Here is a 24652-nt window from a genome sequence, read left to right as displayed (position 1 = left end):
TGACGATTCGGTGCGTTTCCGGGGCACGCATCGGTGGGAGGTCTTGTGGGCGACGAGCAGCGAGTCGCGGTCATCATCGAAGACGACGGCGACATCCGATCGCTCCTCGCCGCAGTTCTCGAGCAGGCCGGCTTCACGGCGGTCACCGCCGCCAACGGCATCGAGGGCGTCGAAGCGGTGCGCGAGCACGAGCCGGTCGTCACCACGCTCGATGTCAGCATGCCCGGCATCGACGGCTTCGAGACCGCGAAGCGCATCCGGTCGTTCAGCTCGACCTACCTGCTCATGCTCACGGCGCGCTCCGACGAGATCGACACCCTGCAGGGCCTGGACTCCGGCGCCGACGACTACGTCACCAAGCCCTTCCGGCCCCGGGAGCTGCGCGCCCGTATCGAGGCGATGCTGCGCCGACCGCGCACCAACACCGGCGTTCACGAGCCATCGGATGCCGTGCCGGCCGCCCCTGCCACTGCCGCCGCGACGGCCGAAGCGCCAGAACCGACCGTCGGCGGCCGGGCCCAGAAGCTGGAGAACGGCTGGCTCGAGCACCACGGCCTGCGCGTGCATCGCGCGATGCATCTCGCCCGGTGCGACGGAGCGGACCTCGCGCTCACCCCGAGCGAGTTCGACATCCTCGTCGAGTTGCTCGAGTCGGGCCGGCGGGTGGTGAGCAAGGCCGAGTTGGCGATGACGCTGCGCGGCGAGCGCTACCTCGGCACGCTGCTCGCCGACGAGTCCGACGCCAGGGCCATCGAGGTGCACATGGCCAACCTGCGCCGCAAGCTCGGTGAGAGCCCGTCGAAGCCGCGCTGGATCGAGACCGTGCGGGGAGTCGGCTACCGGCTGACGCCGGCGCGCTGAGCCGCCTGGGTCAGCGTTGACGCGTCGGTGATTCCCCCGCCGCCGGCCTCGCTCGCCTGAGTGGCGGCGGCTTTCGCCGCGTGCACGAGCGTTCGGGCGTCGAAGCCCAGCGCATCCGTCGTCGCGAAACCGATGCTCGCGGTGGGGCGGATGCCGGCCACCGTCGCCCCTTCCGGTTCGAGAAGTCCCTCATGGATGATCTCGGCCTGTCGACGTGCATCCGCTGCCGAATCCACGGGAAGCGCGATGAGCAGGGTGTTGGGCTCTTCCTCGCCCATCACCCCGCCGGGCGGGGTGTTGCGTCGCACCGACAGCACGAGGGCAGAGCGGATGTCGTCGGCGACCGAGCGCCCGAAGGCGATCGCCGCCTCATCGATTCCATCGGAGACGACGGCGAGCACGGCCATGGTCTGTTCGTGCAGGTCTGCCCGCACGAGCCAGTCATCGAGCACCCTGTCGAAGGACCCGCGCATCAGCGAGCCGCTCGCGGTGAAGCCGGCCGTGCTTCGTTCTGCGCGCCCCCGCAGTCGGGTGCGATCCGCGCGCAGCACCGACATGGTGATCGCGGCGACGATGATGAGCGTCACCGTAACGAAGCTCGTCGCGACCGTGCCGAAGCCGGTTCGGAACACGTCGCTGTCAGGGCCGACGCTCACGAACACGATGAGCCGTGCGACATAGAACAGGCTCTGGATGCCGAGCACTGCTGCCAGCCCACGGGCGTTGGGATTGCGGCCGAGCAAGCCTCGCAGCGACTCGAATGCACCGAGGCCGGCGCAGAGCGCGATGCCGATGAACATCTCCGGAGCGCCTGCCCAGTCGCCGCCGTCGCCGCCGGCGATGACCACCGGCAGGAACGCCGCGAGCGTGGTCACCACCACGAGGACCCAGGCGTATCCGCGGCGACCGTTGTAGAGGCGCGCCCCAAGCCACATGCATCCGGCGCTCGCGACGAAGGCGGAGTTACCCACCGCGACGGCCCACCACGCGCTCGGGGTCGCCGCCCAGAACAGGTAGGAGATGGTCGTGAGCATGCCGGCCAGGTAGCCGAGCGACCACACCCGGCCGGCAGCGTCATCGCGCCGCACGAGGGTGTCGATCATGAACACGATGCCCGCGACGACGACCACGACGGCCGTGAAGATGGTGGCGGTCCAGACGTCGAAGTCACGCACTGCTGTGCCCTTCCGGTAGCTGCACGACGGCCGTCGTGCCTTCGTTCACGACGCTCTGCAGGGTGAGCTCGCCACCGTGCCTGCGTACGATGTCGCGGCTGATGCCGAGTCCGAGCCCGCTTCCGTGCACGCTCGAGCCGCGCACGGTCTCGGAACGGAAGAAGCGTTCGAAGAGCCGGGGCTGTTCCGCACTCGGGATGCCGATGCCGGTGTCGCGCACGATGATCCAGGCGTGCTGGCCGTCAGTGGCCGTGCCGATGGAGATCGCGCCGCCGTCGACGTTGTACTTGATGGCGTTCGAGATGAGGTTGTCGATCACCTGGCGCATTCGGAAGGGATCGACGAGGGCGAACGTCGGCTCGATGCCGTGCGTGTCGATGGTGATGCGGCGCTCGGCCGCGCGGGGCGCCAGCGCCTCGACCGACGCGCGCGCGAGCCCGGCCAGGTCGGTGCGCTCGGGCTCGATGGAGAGTTCCCCCGTGCCTCCGCGGGTGGAGGCGGCGAGGATGTCGCTGACGAGGTCGAGCAGGCGTGCGGCGTTGCGCTCGGCGACCTCGAGGTGGCGGCGCGCGTCATCCGTCATCTGCTCGTCGGAAGCGAGCTCGATGTAGCCGATGATCGAGGTGAGCGGCGTGCGCAGTTCGTGACTGACCGAGGCGACGAGGTCGTCGCGGGCGCGCACCGCCATGAGCTCGGCGGTCACGTCGCGCGAGACGAGCACCGATCCCTCGCCCTCTCCCCGCATACGACGGGCGGTCACCGAGAGTGCGGTGCGGGAGGCACCCGGCTCGCCTACCCAGATGGTCTGGCCGGTGAACTCCTCGCCGCTAAGGGCGCGGCTGAACGGCGCCTCCTCCTCGGCCAATTGCGCCTGGCCATCGGCGGCGTAGAGCGGGGCATCGCCCTCGAAGCCGATCGCGCGCTGCAGCCGGGCGTGCGCCTCGTTCATGACCGAGACGCGTCCGCCCTGTTCCAGCCGGATCACGCCGAAGTCGACCGAGTCGAGCACCTGCGCCACGAGGTCCTCTTGGCGGCGTGCCCGTGCAAGCGCGGCCTCGAGGGTGTGCGCCTGCCGACTCAGCAGTCGGCGCCGGGCCTGGCTGCGTCGCGAGGCGATGGCGCTCGAGAGGGCGATGAAGGCGAGGGTGAGCGGCAGCAGCACGAGTGAGGGAACCGAGAGTGCCGCGATGGGATCGGCGGCGTGGAGGATGTTCAACGGGATGATGGCGCACACGAGCAACAGAGCGGTAGCTGCCCCGGTGATGCCGAAGTAGCTCGAGAGCCAGATGACCGGGAACACCCAGAGCAGACCGGCGCCCAGCGAGGGCTGCCCGTCGCGCAGCAGCCCGACGGCGATGATGTCGAGCACCGGCAGCGCGAGAATCCAGCCGCGACGGATGCGGTGCCACGGCACCACGATGGCGCATCCGCTCACCAGGAACGCGAGCACGACTCCGAGGTAGAAGGTGAAGCCGACGCCGCGCAGAGGCTCTACGACCTGCACGAGGCCCGTGACGAGCAGCACGATGACGCCGAACAGCAGCTGGTTGAGCACCACGGAACGGTCCAGCGCGCGGGTACCGTCGCGTTCGATTCGACGGGGCCGGGATCGACCGGGCGATCGACGGGTGGGGCGAGCGGTGGAGACGGGCGCGCCATCCGAGCTCGGACCAGACGCACCGTCCGTGTTCAGGCCAGGCGCGTCGTCCGTGCTCAGGCCAGGCGCGTCGGTCGTGCTCAGGCCAGGCGCGTCGGTCACAAATTCGACACTATGGCCTGCCCACCGCCCCGCCGGAACATCACGCGCGGTCTGCCGGGCGCGCGGCGCCCCCTTTGGAGGGGGTGCGGCATCCCCCGCCGTCGTCGGACGGATGCTGCAGGGTTGGCGGGATATCGCGCGCACGCGGCAGCCCGTGGTCGGTCGACGTCAGTGGCAGCCGGGACAATGAGGTGGTGACTCGTCGTGGACTGATCCTCTTCGCTGCGCTCGCGATCGCGTGGGGTATCCCGTACCTGTTCATCAAGATCGCCGTCGGTGAACTGGAACCCGCGATGGTGGTGTTGGCACGCTCGGCCCTTGCAGCCGTGCTGCTGCTGCCGCTCGCGTTCTTCCGTCGCGAAGTGCTCTCGGTGCTGCGGCGGTGGAGGCCGATGCTGGCGTACACGATCGCCGAGATCATCCTGCCGTGGTACTTCCTGAGTTCGGCGGAACAGCGCCTGCCCAGCTCGACCGCCGGGCTCCTGCTCGCGACGGTGCCGCTGGCCGGGGTGGCGATCGCGTTCGCGATGGGCCGGCCCGAACGGCTCTCGCGCACGAACTGGCTGGGCATCGGTTTCGGGATGCTGGGCGTCGCCGCCCTCGTCGGTCTCGACGTCGCGGGCTCCGACCTCATCGCCGTGGCGGAGATGGCGGTCGTGGTCGTCGGCTACGCACTCGGCCCGGCCATCCTCGCCCGCTGGATGTCCGACCTTCCCGGAGTCGGGGTCGTCGCCGTCTCACTCGCGATCACCGCCGTCGTCTACGTTCCGTTCGTGCTGCTCACCGGCGCCTGGCCCACGGCGTGGCCGTCGACCGCGGTCGTGGTCTCGATCGTCGTGCTCGCCGTCGTGTGCAGTGCCCTCGCGTTCCTGCTCATGGTCGGCCTGATCGCCGAGATCGGGCCCGTCAAGTCGACGACGATCACGTACGTCAATCCCGCCGTCGCGATCATCGCCGGCGTCGTGGTGCTCGGCGAACGCGTCACCGTGTGGACGGTCGTCGGCTTCCTGCTCGTGCTCGCCGGCTCGTACCTCGTGACCCGACGCAGGCAGGAGCCTCCCGTGGCGACGCTCGGTGACACCGCGGGCGCGCAGGTGTGGGCGGAGCAGCAGAGCCCTGCGCACGGAACGGCCGCTGTGCACGGGACGGCCGCTGTGCCGGGGACGGCCGAGCAGGAGGCGGCTGTCCGGAAAGCCGCCGAGTAGCGGCGATACCTGCGGACCCGCGGGGCGGACCTGCGCATCGTTCTGCCGCATCCGCGGGCCGCCGGCGAGCCTGCACGTCGTTCGGCCACATCCGCGTGACCGCGCCCGTCGGAACCGCTCCCGCACGCGCTGCGGCTCCCCCGTTCGGGGGCCGTTCATCCATCGCATCCTCGCCGTTCATGTCGATGTCGCTCGCCACTGCTGACCTATGAGAGGCCTGTGAGCGCCTCACGACCCCGCCTCGGCGGACCTTTCGATTTTCTTTCGATCAGGAGTAGACATGCCTTTCCGCCCTTCTCGCACGGCCGTCCGTGCGGGTTCGATCGTCGGTGCCGCTGCAGTCGCCGCCGCTCTCGTCGCCGCCGGCAGCCTCTCGGCGAACGCCGGTTCCCAGCCCACCCCCGACCAGACGGGCGGTGCGGTGCGGCACGGCAGCCTGGGGCTCTCCGACGCCCGCAGCATCGTCTCGTCGCTGCTGCCCACCTCGGCCCGCAACGTCATCCTTCTCATCGGCGACGGCATGGGCGACAGCGAGATCACCGTGGCGCGCGACTACCTCTACGGCGCCGGTGGCGAGCTGCCCGGCATCGACGCCCTGCCGATCACCGGCCAGTACACGACCTATTCGCTCTACAGAGACGGGGACCCGCTCGCCGGCAAGCCCGACTACACGCCCGACTCGGCCTCGACCGGCACGGCGTGGGCCACGGGAACCAAGACCTACGACAACGCCATCTCGGTCGACATCCACGGCACCGCCCACAACACCCTGCTCGAGCTGGCCAAGACCAACGGCCTGCGCACCGGCGACATCACCACCGCCGAGATCCAGGATGCGACGCCGGCCGTGCAGGTCGCACACGTGGCGATCCGCAGTTGCTACGGCCCCGACAGCCCCACTTGTGGCGCTGACGCGCTCGTCGCCGGCGGAGCAGGATCCATCACCGAGCAGCTGCTCGACACCCGCCCCGACCTCATCATGGGTGGCGGCGCCGACACCTTCGCGCAGACCGCCAAGGCCGGCGACTGGAAGGGCCTGACGCTCCTCGACCAGGCGAAGGACCGCGGCTACCAGGTCGTCACCGACGGCTCAGGCTTGAAGGGTCTCTCCAAGGCCGGCCAGGACGCGCCGGTGCTCGGCCTGTTCGCCGGTGGCAACCTGCCCACCCGGTTCGCGCCGCTCGACGCGACCATCGGCGGCTCCGGTGCTCCCACCGGCGCGGTGTGCCAGCCCAACCCGGGCTACCTCGGTTCGACGGGCGTGACGCTGAAGGCGATGACCGACAAGTCGATCGCCCTGCTCAACGACAAGAAGTCGAAGAAGGGCTTCTTCCTGCAGGTCGAGGGCGCATCCATCGACAAGCGCGACCACGCGGCGGATGCCTGCGGCCAGATCGGTGAGACGCAGGACTTCGACGAGGCGGTGCAGTCCGCACTCGCGTTCGCCAAGGCCGACAAGAACACCCTCGTGATCGTGACGGCCGACCACGCGCACAGCTCGCAGATCGTCGACGGCGCCACTCCCGGCCTCGGAACGACGCTCACCACCGCCGACGGAACGCCCCTGCGCGTCTCGTACGGCACGGCGGCGGCCGGCGGCTCGCAGCAGCACACCGGTACGCAGCTGCGCATCGCGGCCTACGGCCCGAGTGCGGTCAAGCTGCTCGGCCTGACGGACCAGACCGACACCTTCTTCACCATCGCGAACGCGCTGAAGATCGACACCGGCGTGAAAGTGGGCTGGCCCGTGCTTCACGGACCCAAGGCCGACAAGCCGTGGAACAGCAAGGGCTGGAAGAGCAACCACTAGCTCGACGAACGAAAGAGGGGCGGATGCTGCGGCATCCGCCCCTCTTTCCATCCCACTTCCATCTCACGCTGTGGGCGAGACTACGAGACGGCGGCCACCACGAGGCCGATGCCGGCGGTGAGGAGGGCGGCCGTGAGGATGAAGACGCCGATCCAGAGCAGAACGATCAGTGCGTTCGGCTTCTTCGGATCACGTCCGAGAACGGAGAGGAAGAATCCGGCTGGCATGAGGATGGCCGCAATCGGTACACCGGTGCGTGCCAGCCAGAGCCAGAATCCGTCGAGCGGCGTGCGATCGACGAGCGCGAGGATCGCCACGCCGAGCACCAGGAGCACGGCGGCATGGGCATGGCCCGCTCGGAAGAAGCTCGTCTGCAACGCGTTCGCCGGAGCGCGCCCCCGCACCACGCGCGTCATGAAGTATCCACCCGACTCGACGGTGACCAGCGCGAGCAGCAGGATGCCCGCGAGCAGCAGGCTTGAAGAGGTGGGCATGAGAGCCTCCGTTTGGATAGTTTTACTATCCAAAGGATAGATAGCGGTAGTATCCAGAGTCAAGAGTCTCGAGTCACGGCCCATGGCCGACGGAGCGGGTGGTCCGAGTGAGAACGGGTCGGGTCGTCCGAGGGAAGGGGTAGCGTGCGCGTCTCAGAACTCGTCGAGCGCTCGGGGGTGCCGCTCGCATCCGTCAAGTTCTACCTGCGCGAGGGCCTGCTCATGCCGGGCAGGTCGACGGCGGCACGGCAGGCGGACTACGGCGAGGAGCACCTTCGGCGCCTGCGCATCATCCGCGCGCTGACCGGAGCCGTCGGATTGAGCGTGCAGAAGACGCGCGAGGTGCTCGCCATCGTCGATTCCGCTCCCCCGGCGCGCGCCGCGGGCGAGGTGTTCGACGCACTCGGCCAGGCCATCGCGGCGCTGCCGCCGTACGCCGCGGAACTCGCCGACTATCCGCGGGCGAGGGCGGTGCTGGAGCGGCTCGGGCAGGTCTACGACCCGCGTTTCGCAGCCGTAGCGCAACTGGAGCGCGCCCTGGAGGCGGCGGAAGACGCGGGGCTCCCGATCAGCGAGGATCGCATCGATGCGTACGGCGAGGCGCTGCATCGGCTCGCGGAGTTCGACCTCGCGCAGATGCCGGCTGAGGACCCGTCCGCGGCGCTCGAGTACGCCGTTCTGGGCACCGCCCTCTATGAACCGGTGATCCTCGCGCTGCGCCGGCTCGCCCATCAGGATGTCGCAGCCCGCAGCCTCGGCTTGGGCGAGGCATCCACTCCGCAGAAATAGAGGGTGCGGACCCGCGCACACCCACGAAAACTGCGGGCTCGGCGTCCAGGCACCCACCGAAACTGCGGGGTCGGCGCGCCGCGCGCCCATCCCGACCCCAGCTGGGCCTAGACGGCCGCGGGCACCTTCTTCGCCGCGACGAGTTCCGCGATCTGCACCGCGTTCAGCGCCGCGCCCTTGCGCAGGTTGTCGTTCGAGATGAACAGCGCGAGGCCGCGGCCATCGGGCACGCCCGGGTCCTGACGGATGCGACCGACGTACGAGGGGTCCTTGCCAGCGGCCTGCAGCGGCGTCGGCACGTCGGAGAGCGCGACGCCCGGCGCATCCGCGAGCAGCTGCGTGGCCTGCTCGACCGAGAGCGGGTTGGCGAACTCGGCGTTGATCGAGAGGGAGTGGCCCGTGAAGACGGGAACCCGCACGCAGGTTCCGCTGACGAGCAGGCCAGGCAGGTCGAGAATCTTGCGGCTCTCGTTGCGCAGCTTCTTCTCCTCATCGGTCTCGAAATCGCCGTCATCGACGATCGAGCCGGCGAGCGGGATCACGTCAAACGCGATGGGGCGCACGTACTTCACGGGTTCGGGCAGGGACACCGCCGCCCCGTCGTGCACGAGTCCGAGGGTGTTCTGCCCGACGGCGGCGCGCACCTGGGAGTCCAGTTCCTCGGCGCCGGCGAGACCGCTGCCCGAGACGGCCTGGTAGGTCGAGACGATGAGCCGCTCGAGCCCCGCCACGTCGTGCAGCACCTTGAGAACCGGCATCGCGGCCATCGTCGTGCAGTTCGGGTTCGCGATGATGCCCTTGCGCGCATCCGCGATGGCGTCGGGGTTCACCTCGCTCACGACGAGGGGCACGTCGGGGTCCATGCGCCAGCCGCTCGAGTTGTCGATGACGGTGACGCCGGCTGCGGCGAAGCGCGGAGCCTGCTCCTTCGAGAGCGTGGCGCCCGCCGAGAAGATCGCGATGTCGAGGCCGGTCGGGTCGGCGGTCGCCGCATCCTCGACCACGATGTTCTCGTCACGCCACGGCAGCGTCGTTCCGGCCGAGCGCGCCGAGGCGAAGTAGCGGATGCTCGCGACGGGGAAGTCGCGCTCGTCGAGCAGGCGGCGCACCACGGCGCCGACCTGGCCGGTGGCGCCGACGACGCCGATGTTGATGCCAGTCACTTCTCATGCCTCTCGTTGATACGTCTACTCTGCAGGATTTCGGCGGTTATGCAGGACGGTCGGACCGCCAAACATCCGGCAAAAGCCGTCATCTCCTGCACACCGGTCCGGCACAGCGGCGGTGCGGATGCGACTAGCGCCCGGTTCCCGCGTGCACGACCGCCTCTTCGTCGCTGTCGAGCTGGAACGCGGTGTGAACCGCGCGAACGGCGTCGTTGATGGAGTCGGCACGGGTCACCACCGAGATGCGGATCTCGCTCGTCGAGATCATCTCGATGTTGATGCCCGCCTCGTAAAGGGCCTCGAACAGCGTCGCCGAGATGCCGGAGTTGATGCGCATGGCATTGCCGACCACCGACAGCTTGCCGATCTGGTCGTCGTACTGCAGGCTCTCGAAGCCGATCTCGGCCTGTGAGTTGCTGAGTGCCGTCAGTGCCTTCTCGCTGTCGTCCTTGGGAGCGGTGAACGAGATGTCGGTGCGGCCCGTCGCCGCAGCCGACACGTTCTGCACGATCATGTCGACGTTGGCGTTGGTGTGCGCGACGATCTTGAACAGCTTCGCGGCGACCCCCGGCTTGTCGGGCACTCCGACCACGGTGATCTTCGCCTGGGTCAGGTCGGTGGCCACGCCGACGATGATGGACTCTTCCATGAACTCTTCTCCCTCGGGCAGCCGGTTCGGGTCGTAGACGATGGTGCCCTGGTTGTAGTTGAACGACGACCGCACGTGCAGCGTCACGCCGTGCCGCCGGGCGTATTCCACCGCGCGAATATGCAGCACCTTGGCACCGGATGCCGCCAGCTCGAGCATCTCCTCGCTCGAGACGCGGTCGAGCTTGCGCGCCGACCTCACCACGCGCGGATCGGCGGTGAAGACGCCGTCGACATCGGTGTAGATCTCGCAGATGTCGGCACCGAGCGCCGCGGCGAGTGCGACCGCCGTCGTGTCGGACCCGCCGCGGCCGAGCGTCGTGATGTCGCGCGACTCGCGGCTGAAGCCCTGGAACCCGGCGACGATGGCGATCGCCCCCTCGTCCAGCGCCTCGCGCAGCCGCACGGGCGTGACGTCGACGATGCGGGCCGAGCCGTGCTGCGCATCCGTGATCATGCCGGCCTGGCTGCCGGTGAAGGAACGGGCGTCGTAGCCGAGGCTGCGGATGGCGAGGGCCAGCAGCGCCATCGAGATGCGCTCGCCGGCGGTGAGCAGCATGTCGAGTTCACGGGGCGCGGGCAGTGGCGCGACCTCGTGCGCGAGATCGATGAGGTCATCGGTGGTGTCGCCCATGGCGGAGACGGCGACGACGACCTCGTTGCCCTGCCGACGGGTCTCCACGATGCGCTTGGCAACGCGCTTGATGCTCTCGGCATCGGCGACACTGGAACCGCCGAACTTCTGCACGATCAAGCTCACGAATGACTCCTGACGAGGACGGGTGGGCGGATGCGGCCCAAGCGTTCATCATAATTCCCGGCGGATGCCCCCTGAGTCATGTGACGACGGGGCGCCCATGGAAGCCTCCGCGACGCGGACGCCCGAATGTACCCCGAAATCGGCGATTCGAGCGACGGTTGCCGCAGGATCTTCCGTTCACGGGATGGTCATGAACGACCTCTTGCACAGTGTCGGAGGCGAACGACAGACTGAGCGGGTTGTCCCCCCGACGAGGGTCGGTGCTGTGTTCCCCAACGAAGGAGTTCTCGACGTGCATGCTGGTGTGAAGAAGGCGACCGGAGCCGTCGCGGCCCTCGCCATCGGAGTTCTGGGGGCGGTGACGGGAGCGGGCGCGGCAGGCGCGGCGGTCGCCGTCGGTGCTCCGGTCGCGATCAACGAGGTCTACGGCGGTGGAGGAAACTCCGGCGCTCCCTTCGATCGCGACTTCGTCGAACTCGTCAACACCACCGACTCCGCCGTCGCGGTCGACGGCTGGGCCGTGCAGTACGCGTCGGCGGCCGGCACCTCGTGGCAGGTCACGGCGCTCAGCGGCTCCATCCAGCCGCACGCGACGTTGCTGGTCGGCGAGGCGTTCGGGGCCAACACCGACGCACCGGATGTCGCGGCCGACATCGATGGCACCCTCGCTCTGAGCGGTACAAACGGCAAGGTCGCCCTCACCTCGACCACCGCCGCCCTCTCGTGCGGCACCCCTGTGGGTTCGTGCGCCGCCCAGGCGGCCGTGGTCGACCTCGTGGGCTACGGCACCGCTGCCGACTACGCCGGAACCGGCGCGGCCCCGGCGACGTCCAACGCCACCTCGGTGTCACGGAACGCCGCTCACGCCAACACCGCGAACAACGCGGCGGACTTCACGGCCGGCGCACCGACGCCGACCGGCTCGGGCGACGGGGGCGGAGACCCGACCGACCCGACCGACCCCACGCCCGTCACGATCGCCGCCATCCAGGGTCCGGGCGCCGCATCGCCCCTGGCCGGGCAGACGGTGAGCACCGAGGGCGTCGTCACAGCGGTGTACCCCGCCGGCGGGCTCTCGGGCTACGTCATCCAGACCCCGGGAACGGGCGGAACGCTCGATGCCTCGCACACCGCCTCCGACGCGGTCTTCGTGTACTCGGCCGCCACCGTCGGGTCCGTTTCCGTCGGCGAGCACGTCGAGGTGACCGGAACGGTCAGCGAGTACCAGGGACTGACCGAGTTGAACGTCGCCGCCGCAGCCGACCTCACCGTGCTCGCCACGCCGGCATCCGTCACCCCGGTCAGCGGGTCATGGCCGACGACGGATGCCGCACGCGAGGCGATCGAGTCGATGCTGTTCGCACCGACCGGCGACTTCACGGTCTCGAACACGTACAGCACCAACCAGTACGGCGAGGTGGGCCTCGCCGCCGGAACCCGCCCGCTCATCCAGCCGACCGAGGTGGGCGCCCCCGGCTCCGCCGAGGCCACCGCTGCCGCGGCCGACAACGCCGCGCGCGGCGTGGTGCTCGATGACGGCGCCAGCACGAACTTCCTCTCCGCGGCGAACTCGGCACTCACTCCCCCGTACATCTCGCTCGACGCCCCCGTTCGCGTCGGCGAGGCGGTCACCTTCACGCAGCCCGTGATCGTCGACTACCGCAACAACGTCTGGAAGCTGAACCCCACCGCCGCCGTCGTGGCGGGCGGCCCGAGCCCGGTGAGCTTCGAGAACGACCGCACCGCGGCCCCCGAGCCCGTCGGCGGCGACCTGAAGATCGCCTCGTTCAACGTGCTCAACTACTTCACGACCCTCGGCGCCGGAACAGCCGGCTGCACCGCGTTCAAGGACCGCACCGGAGACCCGGTGACGGTGGACTCCGGATGCAGCCCCCGCGGCGCGTGGGACCCCGACGACCTGAGCCGCCAGCAGGCCAAGATCGTCGCCGCCATCAACGACCTCGACGCCGACGTGGTCGGCCTGCTCGAGATCGAGAACTCGCTCGTCGTCGACGGCGTCGCCGACGAGGCACTCTCGACGCTCGTCGACGCCCTCAACACCGCCGCCGGTAGTGACGAATGGGCGTTCGTGCCATCGTCGAGCGAGCTGCCCCCGGCATCCGAGATGGACGTGATCACCAACGCGATCATCTACCGCACGGATGCTGTGAAGCGCAGCGGCGCCTCCCACGCCCTCGGCACCCTGAGCGCCGACAACCAGGCGTTCGGCAACGCACGCGAGCCGATCGCCCAGGCCTTCGCGCCGGTCGGCGGCGGCGACCCGTTCCTCGTGGTCGTCAACCACTTCAAGTCGAAGGGTTCTGCCGGCCCGTGGCCCGGCGACGCCGACACCGGCAACGGCCAGGGCGCCTCGAACGAGTCCCGCGTGCGCCAGGCGACGGCCGTGCGCGACTGGGTTCCCACCATCCAGGGCGACGCGAAGTCGGTCGCGCTGGTCGGCGACTTCAACTCCTACACCCAGGAAGACCCGCTGCGCCTGCTCTACGCCGCCGGCTACACGGATGCCGCGTCCAAGCTCGCGCCCGGACAGTACTCGTACTCCTTCAGCGGCCTCTCCGGCTCGCTCGACCACGTGCTGCTCAACGGGCCTGCCCTGGCCCGCGCCACTGGCGCGGACATCTGGGAGATCAACGCCGAGGAGTCCATCGCGCTGGAGTACAGCCGCTACAACTACCACGGCACGCTGTTCTACTCCCCCGATGAGTACCGTTCCAGCGACCACGACCCCGTGATCGTCGGACTCTCGGCGGGCACGGCCACCGGACCGGTCGACCTCACCTTCCTGAACATCAACGACTTCCACGGCCGCATCGACGCCAACACGGTGAAGTTCGCCGGTACCGTCGAGCAGCAGAAGGCCGCGGCATCCGGACCGGTCGCGTTCCTCTCTGCGGGTGACAACATCGGCGCCTCGCTGTTCGCCTCGGCGGTCGCGAAAGACCAGCCGACGATCGACGTGCTGAACGCGCTGGGTCTCAAGGCATCGGCCGTGGGCAACCACGAGTTCGACCAGGGGTTCGCCGACCTCACCGATCGGGTGATCAACGGAGGCGCGAACGCCAAGTGGGCCTACCTCGGCGCGAACGTGTACGCCAAGGGAACGACCACTCCCGTGCTGCCCGAGTACGCCACCTTCGACATGGGCGGCGTCACGGTCGGCGTGATCGGCACGGTCACCCAGGAGACTCCGTCGCTCGTGAGCCCCGGCGGCATCGCCGACCTCGACTTCGGCGACCCGGTCGCGGCGACCAACCGCGTGGCAGCCGAACTCTCCGACGGCGACCCCGCCAACGGCGAGGCCGACGTGATCGTGGCCGAGTACCACGAGGGCGCCGGAGCCGGAACGCCCGACAAGGCCACCCTCGAGCAGGAGATCGCGGCCGGAGGAGCCTTCGCCGACATCGTGACGAAGACCTCGCCCGCCGTCGACGCCATCTTCACGGGCCACACCCACAAGCAGTACGCGTGGGAGGCACCGATTCCCGGAGACAAGGACGGCAAGACGCGACCCATCCTGCAGACCGGCTCGTACGGCGAGAACATCGGCAAGATCGTTCTCACCTACGACCGCGACAGCGACGAGGTGACCGCGCACAGCCAGGTCAACGTGCCGCGAGTGACGACGGATGACGCGGCCCTCGTTGCCGCCTACCCCGCCGTCGCGCAGGTGAAGACCATCGTGGATGCCGCACTCGCCAACGCGGCGACCGTCGGCAACCAGCCGGTCGGTTCGGTCACGTCCGACATCACGACCGCCTTCTCGGGCGGCTCGTACGTGAACGGCGTCTACACCGGAGGCACCCGCGACGACCGCGCGAGCGAGTCGACGCTCGGCGACCTCGTGGCGAACTCGTTGCGCGACACGCTCGCCTCCGATGAGCGGGGCGGAGCCGAGATCGGCGTGGTCAACCCCGGCGGCCTGCGTTCGGAGCTGTACTTCGCGCCCGACGGCGTGATCAACTACGCCGAGGCCAACTCGGTGCTGCCGTTCGTCAACAACCTCTGGACCACGACGCTCACCGGTGCCCAGTTCAAGGTCATGCTCGAACAGCAGTGGCAGACGAACGCCGATGGCACCATCCCGTCGCGGCCCTACCTGCAGCTCGGACTGTCCGACAACGTGACGTACACCTACGACGCGGACGCGGCACTCGGCGCGCACATCACCTCGGTGACGGTGAACGGAGCTCCCCTCGACCCCGAGGCCACGTACCGCATCGGCACGTTCTCGTTCCTGGCGCAGGGCGGCGACAACTTCCGGGTGTTCACACAGGGGGCCAACACGCAGGACTCCGGCCTGATCGACCGGGACGGCTGGATCGCCTACCTGCAGTCGCATCCCGCCCTCACGCCGGACTTCGCGCGTCAGTCGGCGATCGTGGACGCGCCCCCGTCATCCGTCGCCGCCGGCGACACGCTCGCCTTCACGGTGGGCGGCCTCGACCTGACGAGCCTCGGCTCGCCGCAGAACACCTCGGTCGAGGTGCGGCTCGACGGCACGGCCATCGGAACGGCGCCGGTGACGGGCGGCTCGGCCGCGATCTCGGCGACGGTGCCCGCGGGCACTGCGCCGGGCGCGCACACGCTGACCGTCGTGGCGGCTCCCAGCGGAACCACGGTGACCCTGCCGATCACCGTCGAGGCCGGCACGCCGACCTCGACGACCACGCTGAGCGCCACGCCCTCGTCGCAGACCTACGGGTCCAGCGCGGTGGTTCTCACCGCGACCGTCTCCTCGACGGTTCCGGTGTCGGGCTCGGTGCAGTTCGTGAGCGGAACGACAGTGCTGGGCACGGCGTCCCTCAGCGGAGGCGTCGCCACCCTGAAGCTGCCGGCCAAGACGCCGGCGGGCCAGTACGACGTGGTCGCGCGGTTCGCCGGCGACGCCACGGTGGGCGGCTCCGAGTCGGCCGCGGTCCCGGTAATCGTGAAGCCCGTCGCCACGAGCACCACGCTCGTCGCGACGCGCAGCTCGCAGCCGAGCAACGCGCTGCTGCCGACGGTCTTCGCGGCGTACGTCGCGCAGGCCGACCGCACCCTGCCCTCGGGCAAGATCGAGCTGCGCGACGGGAACACCGTCATCGCGCGGCTGAACGTGGTGCTCGGTGTCGCGATCGGAACCCTGCCCCGCGGAACCTCCGTCGGCACGCACACCTACACGGCCACGTTCGTGCCCAACGACGCGAACCATGCGTCGAGCACGAGCTCACCCGTCACGGTGCGCATCACGAAGTAGCGCTCTCCTGAGCGGCCGAGCGCCGGAGTCCATCGGGCTCCGGCGCTCCGTCGTTGCGGCCGGCGATTGGGCGGTGGTTGCACGCTCGGGCGGATGCAGCGGCATCCGCCCGAGCATCGATCCTCCGCCGTATGGCAGGCGACGCTATTCGGCCAGGCCGGCCCGGCGCATCCACCGCACCTGGATGAACCGGAGCACTTCGACGAGCACGGATCCGATGACCGCGGTCACGAGCGTGACCGTGAGCAGCTGCGGTTGGGGCAGCACCAGCACGAAGAAGTCACGGGTGAGCGGAATGACGAAGGCGAGCACGAGTCCGACGTACATTGCCGCGACGATGAGCGCCTTCCAGATGGTGAACGGGCGCGAGAGCACCATGAGCACCCACAACCCGATGACCGCCAGGGCGATGGTGGATGCGGTGCGGTATTCGGCCGGGTCCGTGTCGAGGGAGCGCGCGAAGCCGTTGATCACCACGAGCGCGAGAGCCACGATGAGGCCCGCCGGAATGGCGAAGGACAGCGACCGGCGCAGGAAGCCGGGCAGGTAGCGCCGCGCGTTGGGCATGAGAGCGAGGAAGAAGGCCGGAATGCCGATGGTGAGCCCGTCCGTCATCGAGAGCTGGCGGGGAAGGAACGGGAAGCCCCAGAGCAGCACGCCGAACAGCACGGAGAGCGTGATGGCGTAGGCGGTCTTGGTGAGGAAGAGCATCGAGACCCGCTCGATGTTGGCGATCACCTGGCGGCCCTCATCGACCACGCCCGGAAGGTGCGAGAACTTTCCGTCGAGAAGCACGATGCGACTGACGGCCTTCGTCGCCGCCGAGCCCGACTCCATCGCGATGCCCATGTCGGCCGTCTTGATCGCGAGGGCGTCGTTCACTCCGTCGCCCGTCATGGCGACGACGTGGCCGCGACGCTGCAGTGCCTCGACGATGCCCTTCTTCTGGCCGGGCGTCACGCGCCCGAGCACGTGCTCGGTCTCGAGCACGTCGGCCATCTGCTCGATGTCGGTCGGGAGCCGCCGGGCGTCATAGCCCGCGCCGACCTCCACACCCGCATCCCGGGCGACAGCCGCCACCGTGAGCGGATTGTCGCCGGAGATGATGCGGATGCCGACGCCCTGCTTGGCGAAGTAGGCGAGCGTCTGCGCGGCATCCGGTCGCAGGTTCTCGCGGAAGGTGAGCAGCACGACCGGCCGCAGGGCGCCGGGCAGAACCGCCTCGGCCACGTCGCCGTCGCTGAGCGTTTCGGAGGCGTGCGCGAGCACGAGCGTTCGCCGGCCGGTGGACGCGAGATCGCGTGCCGTGGAGAGGATCTCTGGGTTCTCGGCCTTGCGAAGAACCATCTCGGGCGCACCGAGCACCCACGTGCCGGCGCGCCCACTGTCGGTGGCGAAGGCGACCGCGCTCCACTTGCGCGCCGACGAGAACTCGATCTGGTGCACCGGGTCGACCGGATGCGCGTCGGAGAAGGCCGAGGTCAGGCACCGGGCCGTCGAGTTGGCGCGCGGGTCGTTCCCGCTCCACGCGAGCACCGCTTCCCATCCCTGCTGCGGCTCGTCCGTGACGCTGTGCACCCGATCGAACATGATCTCGCCGTCGGTGAGGGTTCCCGTCTTGTCGAGGCAGATGACGTCGACCCGCGCGAGGCCCTCCACCGCCGGAAGCTCCTGCACGAGCACCTGCCGGCGGGCGAGTTTCACCGCCCCGACGGCGAACGCAATGCTCGTCAGAAGCACGAGACCGAGCGGGATCATGGCGATGACCGCCGCGATCGCGCCGACCGCGGCCTCGCGCCACTCGCCCGATTCGATGGCCGCCTGCCACCCGCCGTGCACCTGCATCTGCGAGTTCACCACGAGCAGCATGATCGGGAAGATGGCCCAGGTGATCCAGCGCAGGATGCGGTTGACCGACGTGCGCAGTTCGCTCGAGACCAACGAGAACCGGCGGGCCTCGCTCGTCAGGCGGTTGGCGAAGGAGTCCGCACCGACACGCGTGACGCGGGCTCGGCCCTCTCCGCCGACGACAATCGAGCCCGAGAGCACCTCGGTGCCCGGCGACTTGTCGACCGGATCGGCCTCGCCCGTGAGCAGGGACTCGTCGATCTCGAGGCGGCGAGAACTCAGCACGACGCCGTCGGCCGTCACCTGGTCGCCGGCGACGAGCACAAGCAGGTCGCCCATCACGACCTCGCGCACGGCGATGAGCTGCTCGACGCCGTCGCGCTCCACCCGCGCCTTGGGCGCGTGCAGCAGTGCCAGCTGGTCGAGGGCACGCTTCGCCCGATACTCCTGGGTGACGCCGATGACGGCGTTGGCGATCGCGGTCAGGCCGAACAGGGCATCCTGCCAGCGCCCGAGGACGAGCAGCAGCCCGAAGGCGACCAGCACGATGCCGTTGAAGAGGGTGAGCACGTTCGCGCGCACGATGCTCCAGATGCTGCGGCTGGAGCTGTCGTCGATCGCGTTCACGAGGCCGCGGCGCGTACGGTCGGCGACCTCGGCGCTCGTGAGCCCCTGCTCGCCGATGACCGTCTCGATCATGCTTCCCCAAGCTGTCGCTGGCGGCGGACTTTCCGCTCAACGTAGCGCATCGCCCCTGTCAGCGACAGAGCGCCCGGCGGAGGGCGGCGGTAGGCTGCCGCGCATGGAGAGCGCCCTGGCGAGCTGGTCGGACTTCAACGTGGCCATGGCGGGCGCCAGTGCCGCGCTTGCCGGACTCATCATCGTCGCCATGTCGGTCAACATCGCCGATGTCCTGAAGTCGCCGCAGTTGGCCACGCGCTCGGGGGCGACGATCGCGGCTCTCGTTCTCGCCATCACGGCCTCGATGCTCGGCCTGATTCCGGACAACCCGGTGTGGGCGCTCGGCTGGGAGGTGCTCGCCGCCACGGCGTTCGTCTGGGTGATCGAGGCCTTCGCCATTCGGGCGATCAGCGGCAACCGGGAACAGCCACGCGGCGCCCGGACCGCGAAGATCGTCTTGGGCGTCGCAGCGCCGGTCGCCTACAGCGTGGGCAGCGTGCTCGCTCTGGCAGGCAATCGCGCCGGACTCGTGGTGATCGGTGTCGGCAGCATCGTCGCCGTCGCGTCCGCCGTCATCATCGCCTGGGTCGTGCTCGTCGAAGTGCTGCGCTGAGCAGAGCCGGCGTGGCGCTTGCAGAACGGTTCGGCATCCGCTCAGCTGACGATGCGGCGGCCTTCGAAGGCTCGACCGAGCGTGACCTCGTCGGCGTACTCGAGGTCGCCGCCAACGGGCAGGCCGGACGCGAGCCGCGTCACCCGGATCTCCATGGTGGTCAGCAGGCGCGAGAGGTAGGTCGCCGTCGCCTCGCCCTCGAGGTTGGGGTCGGTCGCGATGATGACCTCCTGGACGGTGCCGTCGGCGAGCCGCTGCATGAGCTGGCGGATGCTGAGGTCGTCGGGGCCGATGCCGTCGATGGGCGAGATGGCTCCGCCGAGCACGTGGTAGAGGCCGCGGAACTCGCGGGTGCGCTCGATGGCGACCACGTCTTTCGCTTCTTCCACGACGCAGATGAGCGACGGGTCGCGGCGCGGATCGCGGCAGACGACGCAGGTCTCCTGCTCCGAGATGTTGCCGCAGATGGCGCAGAACTTCACCCGCTCGCGCACGGTGGTGAGAATCTCGGCGAGGTGCGTCACGTCGAAGGACTGGGTCTGCAGGATGTGGAACGCGATGCGCTGGGCGGACTTGGGACCGATGCCCGGCAGGCGGCCCAGTTCGTCGATGAGGTCTTGAACGATTCCCTCGTACATGCGCCGCTAGCCCCGGAAGCCCACGTTGGGCGTGTGCGGCTGTTCCTCGAGGAACGTCGCGCCGAGCACCTCGCGCACGACCGACTCCCCGTAGCGCTGGGGACCGGATGCCGCCGGTTGGGTGCCGCGGCGGGCGTTCGGCTGACGGCGTGCCGGCGCGCTCGTCTGGGCGGTCGCCGAGGGTGCCGCAGAAGCCGAGGCGGGTTGCTGCGTCGGTGCCGGAGCTGCGGAACGAGCGGCGGCCTGGGGATCTTCGGGGATGCCCGATTCGTAGTACGGGTCGAAGGGAGGCTCGTCGTCGTCGAACGGCACGTCGTCATCGGTCGGCACGGATGGTGCGGGAGCGCTCGGCGCGCTGGCCGCGGGTGCGCTCGGCGCGCTGGCCGTGGGCGCGATCGGCGCCGCAGGCGGGGCGCTCTGCTGCGCCGCGGCCGTCGGCGGGGCGATGGTCGAGGTGGCGACCGAGGCCGCACCGGCGTCGGGGGCACCGCCCGACCCCGGAATGGTGATGGTCGCCCAGCCGTCGTAGACCTCGTCGCTCGCTGCTGCTGCGCCGGAGGCCGCTGCACGCGACGCCGCCGGCGCCTTGCTCTCAGCCAGGGCGGTGCGCGAGCGCGCCGCGGAGCCGGCGGGAGCCGGCGCTGCCGCAGCCGCTCCGGTCGGCGCCGGGGCGGCCGAGCCCTTTGCTGCCGAACCCTTTGCTGCCGAACCCTGGGCTGCGGAACCCTTAGCTGCCGGCGCCGTGGCTGCCGAGGTCTTCGCCGCGGCAGCCGGCCCACTCGCCGCACCGGATGAGGGCGTGCCCGCATCCGTCGGCGCACCGGGCTCGTCGGAGCGCTGCGGTCCTTCGACTCGAGCGATGAGCTTGGGCGTGAAGCCCAGCACGCTGTTCACGGCCCGCTTGAGGATGTCGCCGACGCCCTGTCCGGGTGCCGCCGCCTGCTTGAGATCGGCGACGTCTTTCTGGCTCGGGAAGGCCAGTACGAGGAGGTCGTCGTCGCGCAGCTCGCGCACCTGGGCGGTGAAGACGACCATCCAGGCGTTCATACGCTCGGCCTTGACGACCTCGAGAACCTCGGGCCAGGCATCCTTCACCTGCTGCAGCGTCACCGGTCCGACGGGCGCGGGCGGCGGCGCGACCGATTCGGCAGCGGCCGTGCCCTGAGCGCCCGAAGCGGGTTCCTGAGAGCCCGTTCCCTGAGCGCCCGAAGCGGCTTTCTGCGCCCCCGTTCCCTGAGCCTGTCGAAGGGAACCAGCAGCCTCTCCGGGCCCGGCCATCGACGAGACCGTCCCAGCCGAGGGCTGCCTCCCTGGGTTTCCCGAGGGCTCAGCGACAACCCCTGCCGTCGCCTGAGACGCCGTTCCCTGAGAGCTCGTTCCCTGAGCCTGTCGAAGGGAACCGGCAGCCGGCTCGCTTCCCGACGCCGGGGCATCCGACACCCCGATGCGGCGCTCCAGCCGCTCGACGCGGGCAAGAGCGCCGCGCTCGGTCTCGTCGCTGGAGGGAACCAGCGCGCGGGCGACCAGCAGTTCGAGGTGCAGGCGCGGCGATGTGGCACCGGTCATCTCGGTGAGGGCGGTGTTGACGATGTCGGCGGTGCGACTCAGCTCGGCCTGGCCGAAGCGGGCTGCCTGCTGCGCCATGCGCTCGAGGTCGTCCTGCGGCACCCCGCGCAGCACGGCGGAGGCACCCTTGAGGCTGGTCGCAGCGACGATGATGAGGTCGCGCAGCCGTTCGAGCAGGTCTTCGACGAAACGCCGCGGGTCTTGACCGGTCTGTATGACGCGGTCGACTCCCGCGAAGGCGCCGGCGGCATCCCGCGCGGCGATGGCGTCGATGACCTCGTCGAGCAGGGCGCCGTGCGTGTACCCGAGCAGCGCGACGGCGCGCTCGTAGTCGACGGTCGCATCCTCGGACCCCGCCATAAGCTGGTCGAGCAGGCTGAGGGTGTCACGGGGCGAGCCACCGCCGGCGCGCACGACGAGCGGCAGCACTCCGGGCGCCACGGTGACGCCCTCGGTGTCGCAGAGCTGCTGCACGTACTCGAGCATCTGGGCCGGAGGCACGAGCCGGAACGGGTAGTGGTGCGTGCGGGAGCGGATGGTGCCGAGCACCTTCTCGGGCTCGGTGGTGGCGAAGATGAACTTGACGTGCTCGGGCGGCTCTTCGACGAGCTTGAGCAGGGCGTTGAAGCCCTGCGGCGTGACCATGTGCGCCTCGTCGAGGATGAAGATCTTGTAGCGATCGCGAGCCGGCGCGAAGATGGCGCGCTCGCGCAGGTCGCGGGCGTCGTCGACGCCGTTGTGGCTGGCCGCGTCGATCTCGACGACGTCGAGCGATCCTCCGCCGGCGCGGCTGAGCTCGACGCAGCTGTCGCACTTTCCGCAGGGGGTGTCGGTGGGGCCCTCGGCACAGTTCAGGCAGCGGGCGAGGATGCGGGCGGACGTCGTCTTGCCGCATCCGCGGGGACCACTGAAGAGATAGGCGTGGTTCACTCGGTCGGCGCGCAGTGCGGTCATGAGCGGATCGGTCACCTGGGACTGCCCGATCATCTCGGAGAACGTCTCGGGCCGATAGCGGCGATACAGGGCGGTGACCACGGGTCAATCGTAATGTGCGCCGACGACACCATCGGCGGCGCGGGATGCCCGGTGGAGGGCGCCCTCAGCGGGCGCTCAGCGGGCGTCGCCGAGTTGCCGAAAGCTCGGTGCGAACAACGGCGCCAGCGTGAGCACCGCGTAGAGAACGGCGCAGGCGATGAGCACCCCGTGCAGTCCGAATGCCTCGACGCCCAGGCCCGCGGCCAGCGCGCCGAGCGGCATCGAGGCCGAGGCTCCCGCGAGCGTGACGCCGAAGACGCGCGCCCGGATGCCCTCGGGAACGAGGCCGAACATCACGGTCGAGATCATCGGGTTGATCGAACCCGCGGCGAGACCGGAAGCCAGCAGCACGACCAGGAGTGCGGGCAGGGGCAGTCCGATCGCCATGGCGGTGTACGGAAGCACTCCCGCGACCACAAAGCAGCCGACGAAGAGGGCGCGCCCGGCCAGACGGCTGCCGATGGTGGCGAACAGCAGCGAGCCGGTGAGCGCCCCCGCGGCGAAGCAGCCCACCATCGCGCCGAGAGCGGCCGGCGCGTGCAGCGCCTGCGTGGCGTAGAGGGGCTTCAGCACCGTCATGCCGGCGGCGTCGATCGCGTTCGTGAGCGTGACCAGCAGCACGACACCGCGCAGAAGAGGCGTGCACCACAGGAACCGCAGGCCTTCCGCCAGACCGTGCAGGTAGCCGGCGGGGGCGACGGCAGCGGACTCGTCGACGTCGTCGTGCGCGGCACGGATGCGCCGGGGCGCGAGCAGGGCGATGAGCAGCGCGGCGACGGCGAAGCTCGCGGCATCCACGAGCAGTGCCTGCAGCGAGCCGATGGTGGCCACGAGCAGACCGGCGATCGCGGCGCCGACGAGTGTGGCGCTGCGTTCCACCGCCGACTGGATTCCTGCTGCCCGAGGCAGCGGCATCCGGGCCAGTCGAGCGAGGCTCGGCAGCAGCACCGACTTGGCCGTGTCGCCGGGGGTGTCGAGTACTCCGCTCACGAAGACCAGGGCCAGCAGGGCCCAGAAGGGCAGGCCGACCGTGGCGGCCAAGATGGGAATCGCCAGCACGGTCACGCCGCTCGCCACGTCGGCGACGATGCTCGAGGTCCGATAGCCGAAGCGATCCACGAGCACCGTTCCGAAGGTGCCGCCGATGATGATCGGCACGGTCGCGAACACGCCGGCCACTCCGGTGGCGAGGGGGGACCCGGTGCTCTGCAGCGCGTACAGCGGCACCGCGATGGCCGTGACGGCGTTGCCGGCGCGGGACACGAGTTGTGCGGTGAGCAGGCCGGCGAGCGGGGCACGGCGCCGCGGCTCGTCGGTGTCGTCGATGTCGTCGGCGGCGGATGCGGGGTTCGGCCCGGCGGCATCCGTCGTCGGTGTCGTCCCGGTGCGCTCGGTCTGCCGCGGGGCGGTCATGGGCGAACGAACGCGCTGTAGATGAAGTGGATGGGGGTCGTGCCGGCGCCCTCGTGCCGCCCGATCTCGCTCCAACGCGCATTGAGGGCGTTGAGTTCGTCGGTGAACTCGCGGAACTGTTCGAGCGTGAGGTGGCCGATGGAGTCCCCGCTCGTCGAGGCCTCGAGCCAAGGTCTCTCGAGGCCGGCCTCGGCGTCGAGGGCGGCCAGTTGCTCGGCGAGGTAGGTCGCCAGGATTGCGCGGCGCATCGCCTGGTAGGCCCCGAAGGTCTGAGGGTCCTCACGCAGTTGTGCCGGATGCGACTCCGTGAGCTGGTGGGCCGCCCGCCACCAGCGCTCGCGGCCGTCGCGGGCCAGCTCGGGCGCCTCGACGACGAAGCCCGACTTGGCAAGCGTGCCCAGGTGATAGCTGATGGACCCGGGTGCCTCGTCGACGGCATCCGCCAGCTGCCCGACCGATCGCGGACCCTCGACGCGCAGGATGCCGAGAAGCTTCAGCCGCAGCGGATGCGCGAGCGCGCGCATCGACGTCGGGTCGTTGACGGTGATGGATCGGTCGGGCTCGGCCATGGATCGAGCCTAATTGCACAAGAGTCGTTGTACAAGGGTTGTTGTGGGATTTGGAGGCGCTCGCGAGCCGGGTTCCCTCGCGGCCCTTCGACAAGCTCAGGGAACGGGCACGCACGACCCAGCCCCATTGTTCGCTGAGCTTGTCGAAGCATCGCGACGTGCGCGCGGAAGCGACCCTTCGACAAGCTCAGGGAACGAGCGCTCACCACCCAGCCCCGCTTACGACCCTTCGACAGGCTCAGGGAACGAGTGCCCACGGCCCAGCCCCGCCCACGACCCTTCGACAAGCTCAGGGAACGGGTGCTCACGACCCAGCCCCGCTTACGACCCTTCGACAGGCTCAGGGAACGAGTGCTCACGACCCA

At 69.8% G+C, this 24652-nt stretch carries 16 protein-coding genes; 6 read left to right on the top strand and 10 right to left on the bottom strand.

Going from position 1 to position 24652, the window contains the following annotated elements:
- Positions 1-45 precede the first annotated feature (45 nt).
- Entirely contained in the window at positions 46-861 is an 816-nt protein-coding gene (locus tag WDJ51_RS08935; RefSeq protein WP_337852103.1) for a response regulator transcription factor, read from the top strand.
- On the opposite strand, the gene WDJ51_RS08930 is transcribed toward WDJ51_RS08935, so the two are convergent.
- Together WDJ51_RS08930 and WDJ51_RS08925 are read right to left on the bottom strand one after the other, a co-directional pair.
- Complete coding sequence (locus tag WDJ51_RS08930) at positions 837-2036, bottom strand: GGDEF domain-containing protein (protein WP_337852102.1); 1200 nt, start codon at positions 2034-2036, stop codon at positions 837-839. The genes WDJ51_RS08935 and WDJ51_RS08930 overlap by 25 nt on opposite strands.
- Complete coding sequence (locus tag WDJ51_RS08925) at positions 2029-3591, bottom strand: sensor histidine kinase (protein WP_337852101.1); 1563 nt, start codon at positions 3589-3591, stop codon at positions 2029-2031. Before WDJ51_RS08925 ends, WDJ51_RS08930 begins: the two co-directional genes overlap by 8 nt.
- Before the next feature lie 398 nt (positions 3592-3989).
- On the opposite strand from WDJ51_RS08925, the gene WDJ51_RS08920 reads away from it, so the two are divergent.
- Positions 3990-5000: a DMT family transporter gene (locus WDJ51_RS08920; protein ID WP_337852100.1), complete on the top strand. Its 1011-nt coding sequence runs from the start codon at positions 3990-3992 to the stop codon at positions 4998-5000.
- Between the two features lie 280 nt (positions 5001-5280).
- Entirely contained in the window at positions 5281-6810 is a 1530-nt protein-coding gene (phoA, locus tag WDJ51_RS08915; RefSeq protein WP_337852099.1) for an alkaline phosphatase, read from the top strand.
- An 80-nt stretch (positions 6811-6890) separates the two neighbouring features.
- Here phoA and WDJ51_RS08910 read toward each other — a convergent pair whose 3' ends face one another.
- Positions 6891-7304: a hypothetical protein gene (locus WDJ51_RS08910; protein ID WP_337852098.1), complete on the bottom strand. Its 414-nt coding sequence runs from the start codon at positions 7302-7304 to the stop codon at positions 6891-6893.
- A gap of 144 nt (positions 7305-7448) precedes the next feature.
- Between WDJ51_RS08910 and WDJ51_RS08905 the strand changes: the two genes are divergently transcribed.
- Complete coding sequence (locus tag WDJ51_RS08905; protein ID WP_337852097.1) at positions 7449-8093, top strand: MerR family transcriptional regulator; 645 nt, start codon at positions 7449-7451, stop codon at positions 8091-8093.
- A 107-nt stretch (positions 8094-8200) separates the two neighbouring features.
- Here the strand turns inward: WDJ51_RS08905 and WDJ51_RS08900 are convergent, their stop codons facing one another.
- Entirely contained in the window at positions 8201-9256 is a 1056-nt protein-coding gene (locus tag WDJ51_RS08900) for an aspartate-semialdehyde dehydrogenase (protein WP_337852096.1), read from the bottom strand.
- Between the two features lie 133 nt (positions 9257-9389).
- Positions 9390-10667 (bottom strand): aspartate kinase, encoded by a 1278-nt coding sequence (locus tag WDJ51_RS08895; RefSeq protein ID WP_337852095.1) that lies wholly within the window; start codon positions 10665-10667, stop codon positions 9390-9392.
- A gap of 265 nt (positions 10668-10932) precedes the next feature.
- Between WDJ51_RS08895 and WDJ51_RS08890 the strand changes: the two genes are divergently transcribed.
- Positions 10933-15924: an ExeM/NucH family extracellular endonuclease gene (locus WDJ51_RS08890; protein ID WP_337852094.1), complete on the top strand. Its 4992-nt coding sequence runs from the start codon at positions 10933-10935 to the stop codon at positions 15922-15924.
- A 144-nt stretch (positions 15925-16068) separates the two neighbouring features.
- Here WDJ51_RS08890 and WDJ51_RS08885 read toward each other — a convergent pair whose 3' ends face one another.
- Complete coding sequence (locus WDJ51_RS08885; protein ID WP_337852093.1) at positions 16069-18471, bottom strand: HAD-IC family P-type ATPase; 2403 nt, start codon at positions 18469-18471, stop codon at positions 16069-16071.
- Between the two features lie 103 nt (positions 18472-18574).
- Between WDJ51_RS08885 and WDJ51_RS08880 the strand changes: the two genes are divergently transcribed.
- Complete coding sequence (locus WDJ51_RS08880) at positions 18575-19066, top strand: hypothetical protein (protein WP_337852092.1); 492 nt, start codon at positions 18575-18577, stop codon at positions 19064-19066.
- A gap of 41 nt (positions 19067-19107) precedes the next feature.
- Here WDJ51_RS08880 and recR read toward each other — a convergent pair whose 3' ends face one another.
- The 4 genes from recR to WDJ51_RS08860 form a co-directional block, all read right to left on the bottom strand.
- On the bottom strand, positions 19108-19704 hold the full coding sequence (gene recR / locus WDJ51_RS08875) for a recombination mediator RecR (protein ID WP_337852091.1): 597 nt from the start codon (positions 19702-19704) through the stop codon (positions 19108-19110).
- A gap of 6 nt (positions 19705-19710) precedes the next feature.
- Positions 19711-22305: a DNA polymerase III subunit gamma and tau gene (locus WDJ51_RS08870; protein WP_337852090.1), complete on the bottom strand. Its 2595-nt coding sequence runs from the start codon at positions 22303-22305 to the stop codon at positions 19711-19713.
- Between the two features lie 75 nt (positions 22306-22380).
- Positions 22381-23718, bottom strand: coding sequence for an MFS transporter (locus tag WDJ51_RS08865; RefSeq protein WP_337852089.1), 1338 nt, complete (start codon positions 23716-23718; stop codon positions 22381-22383).
- On the bottom strand, positions 23715-24287 hold the full coding sequence (locus tag WDJ51_RS08860) for an ArsR/SmtB family transcription factor (protein WP_337852088.1): 573 nt from the start codon (positions 24285-24287) through the stop codon (positions 23715-23717). The genes WDJ51_RS08865 and WDJ51_RS08860 overlap by 4 nt, the downstream gene beginning before the upstream one ends.
- Positions 24288-24652: the final 365 nt, after the last annotated feature.

It is taken from the genome of Rathayibacter sp. YIM 133350, assembly GCF_037404875.1.
Lineage (GTDB): Bacteria > Actinomycetota > Actinomycetes > Actinomycetales > Microbacteriaceae > Orlajensenia.
This window is presented reverse-complemented; position numbering and strand designations above follow the sequence as displayed.

Excerpts from the sequence above, each read along its gene's own strand:
- phoA (WP_337852099.1), top strand. The coding sequence starts at position 5,281 with ATGCCTTTCCGCCCTTCTCGCACGGCCGTCCGTGCGGGTTCGATCGTC.
- WDJ51_RS08910 (WP_337852098.1), bottom strand. The coding sequence starts at position 7,304 with ATGCCCACCTCTTCAAGCCTGCTGCTCGCGGGCATCCTGCTGCTCGCG.
- WDJ51_RS08885 (WP_337852093.1), bottom strand. The coding sequence starts at position 18,471 with ATGATCGAGACGGTCATCGGCGAGCAGGGGCTCACGAGCGCCGAGGTC.
- WDJ51_RS08880 (WP_337852092.1), top strand. The coding sequence starts at position 18,575 with ATGGAGAGCGCCCTGGCGAGCTGGTCGGACTTCAACGTGGCCATGGCG.
- recR (WP_337852091.1), bottom strand. The coding sequence starts at position 19,704 with ATGTACGAGGGAATCGTTCAAGACCTCATCGACGAACTGGGCCGCCTG.
- WDJ51_RS08865 (WP_337852089.1), bottom strand. The coding sequence starts at position 23,718 with ATGACCGCCCCGCGGCAGACCGAGCGCACCGGGACGACACCGACGACG.
- WDJ51_RS08860 (WP_337852088.1), bottom strand. The coding sequence starts at position 24,287 with ATGGCCGAGCCCGACCGATCCATCACCGTCAACGACCCGACGTCGATG.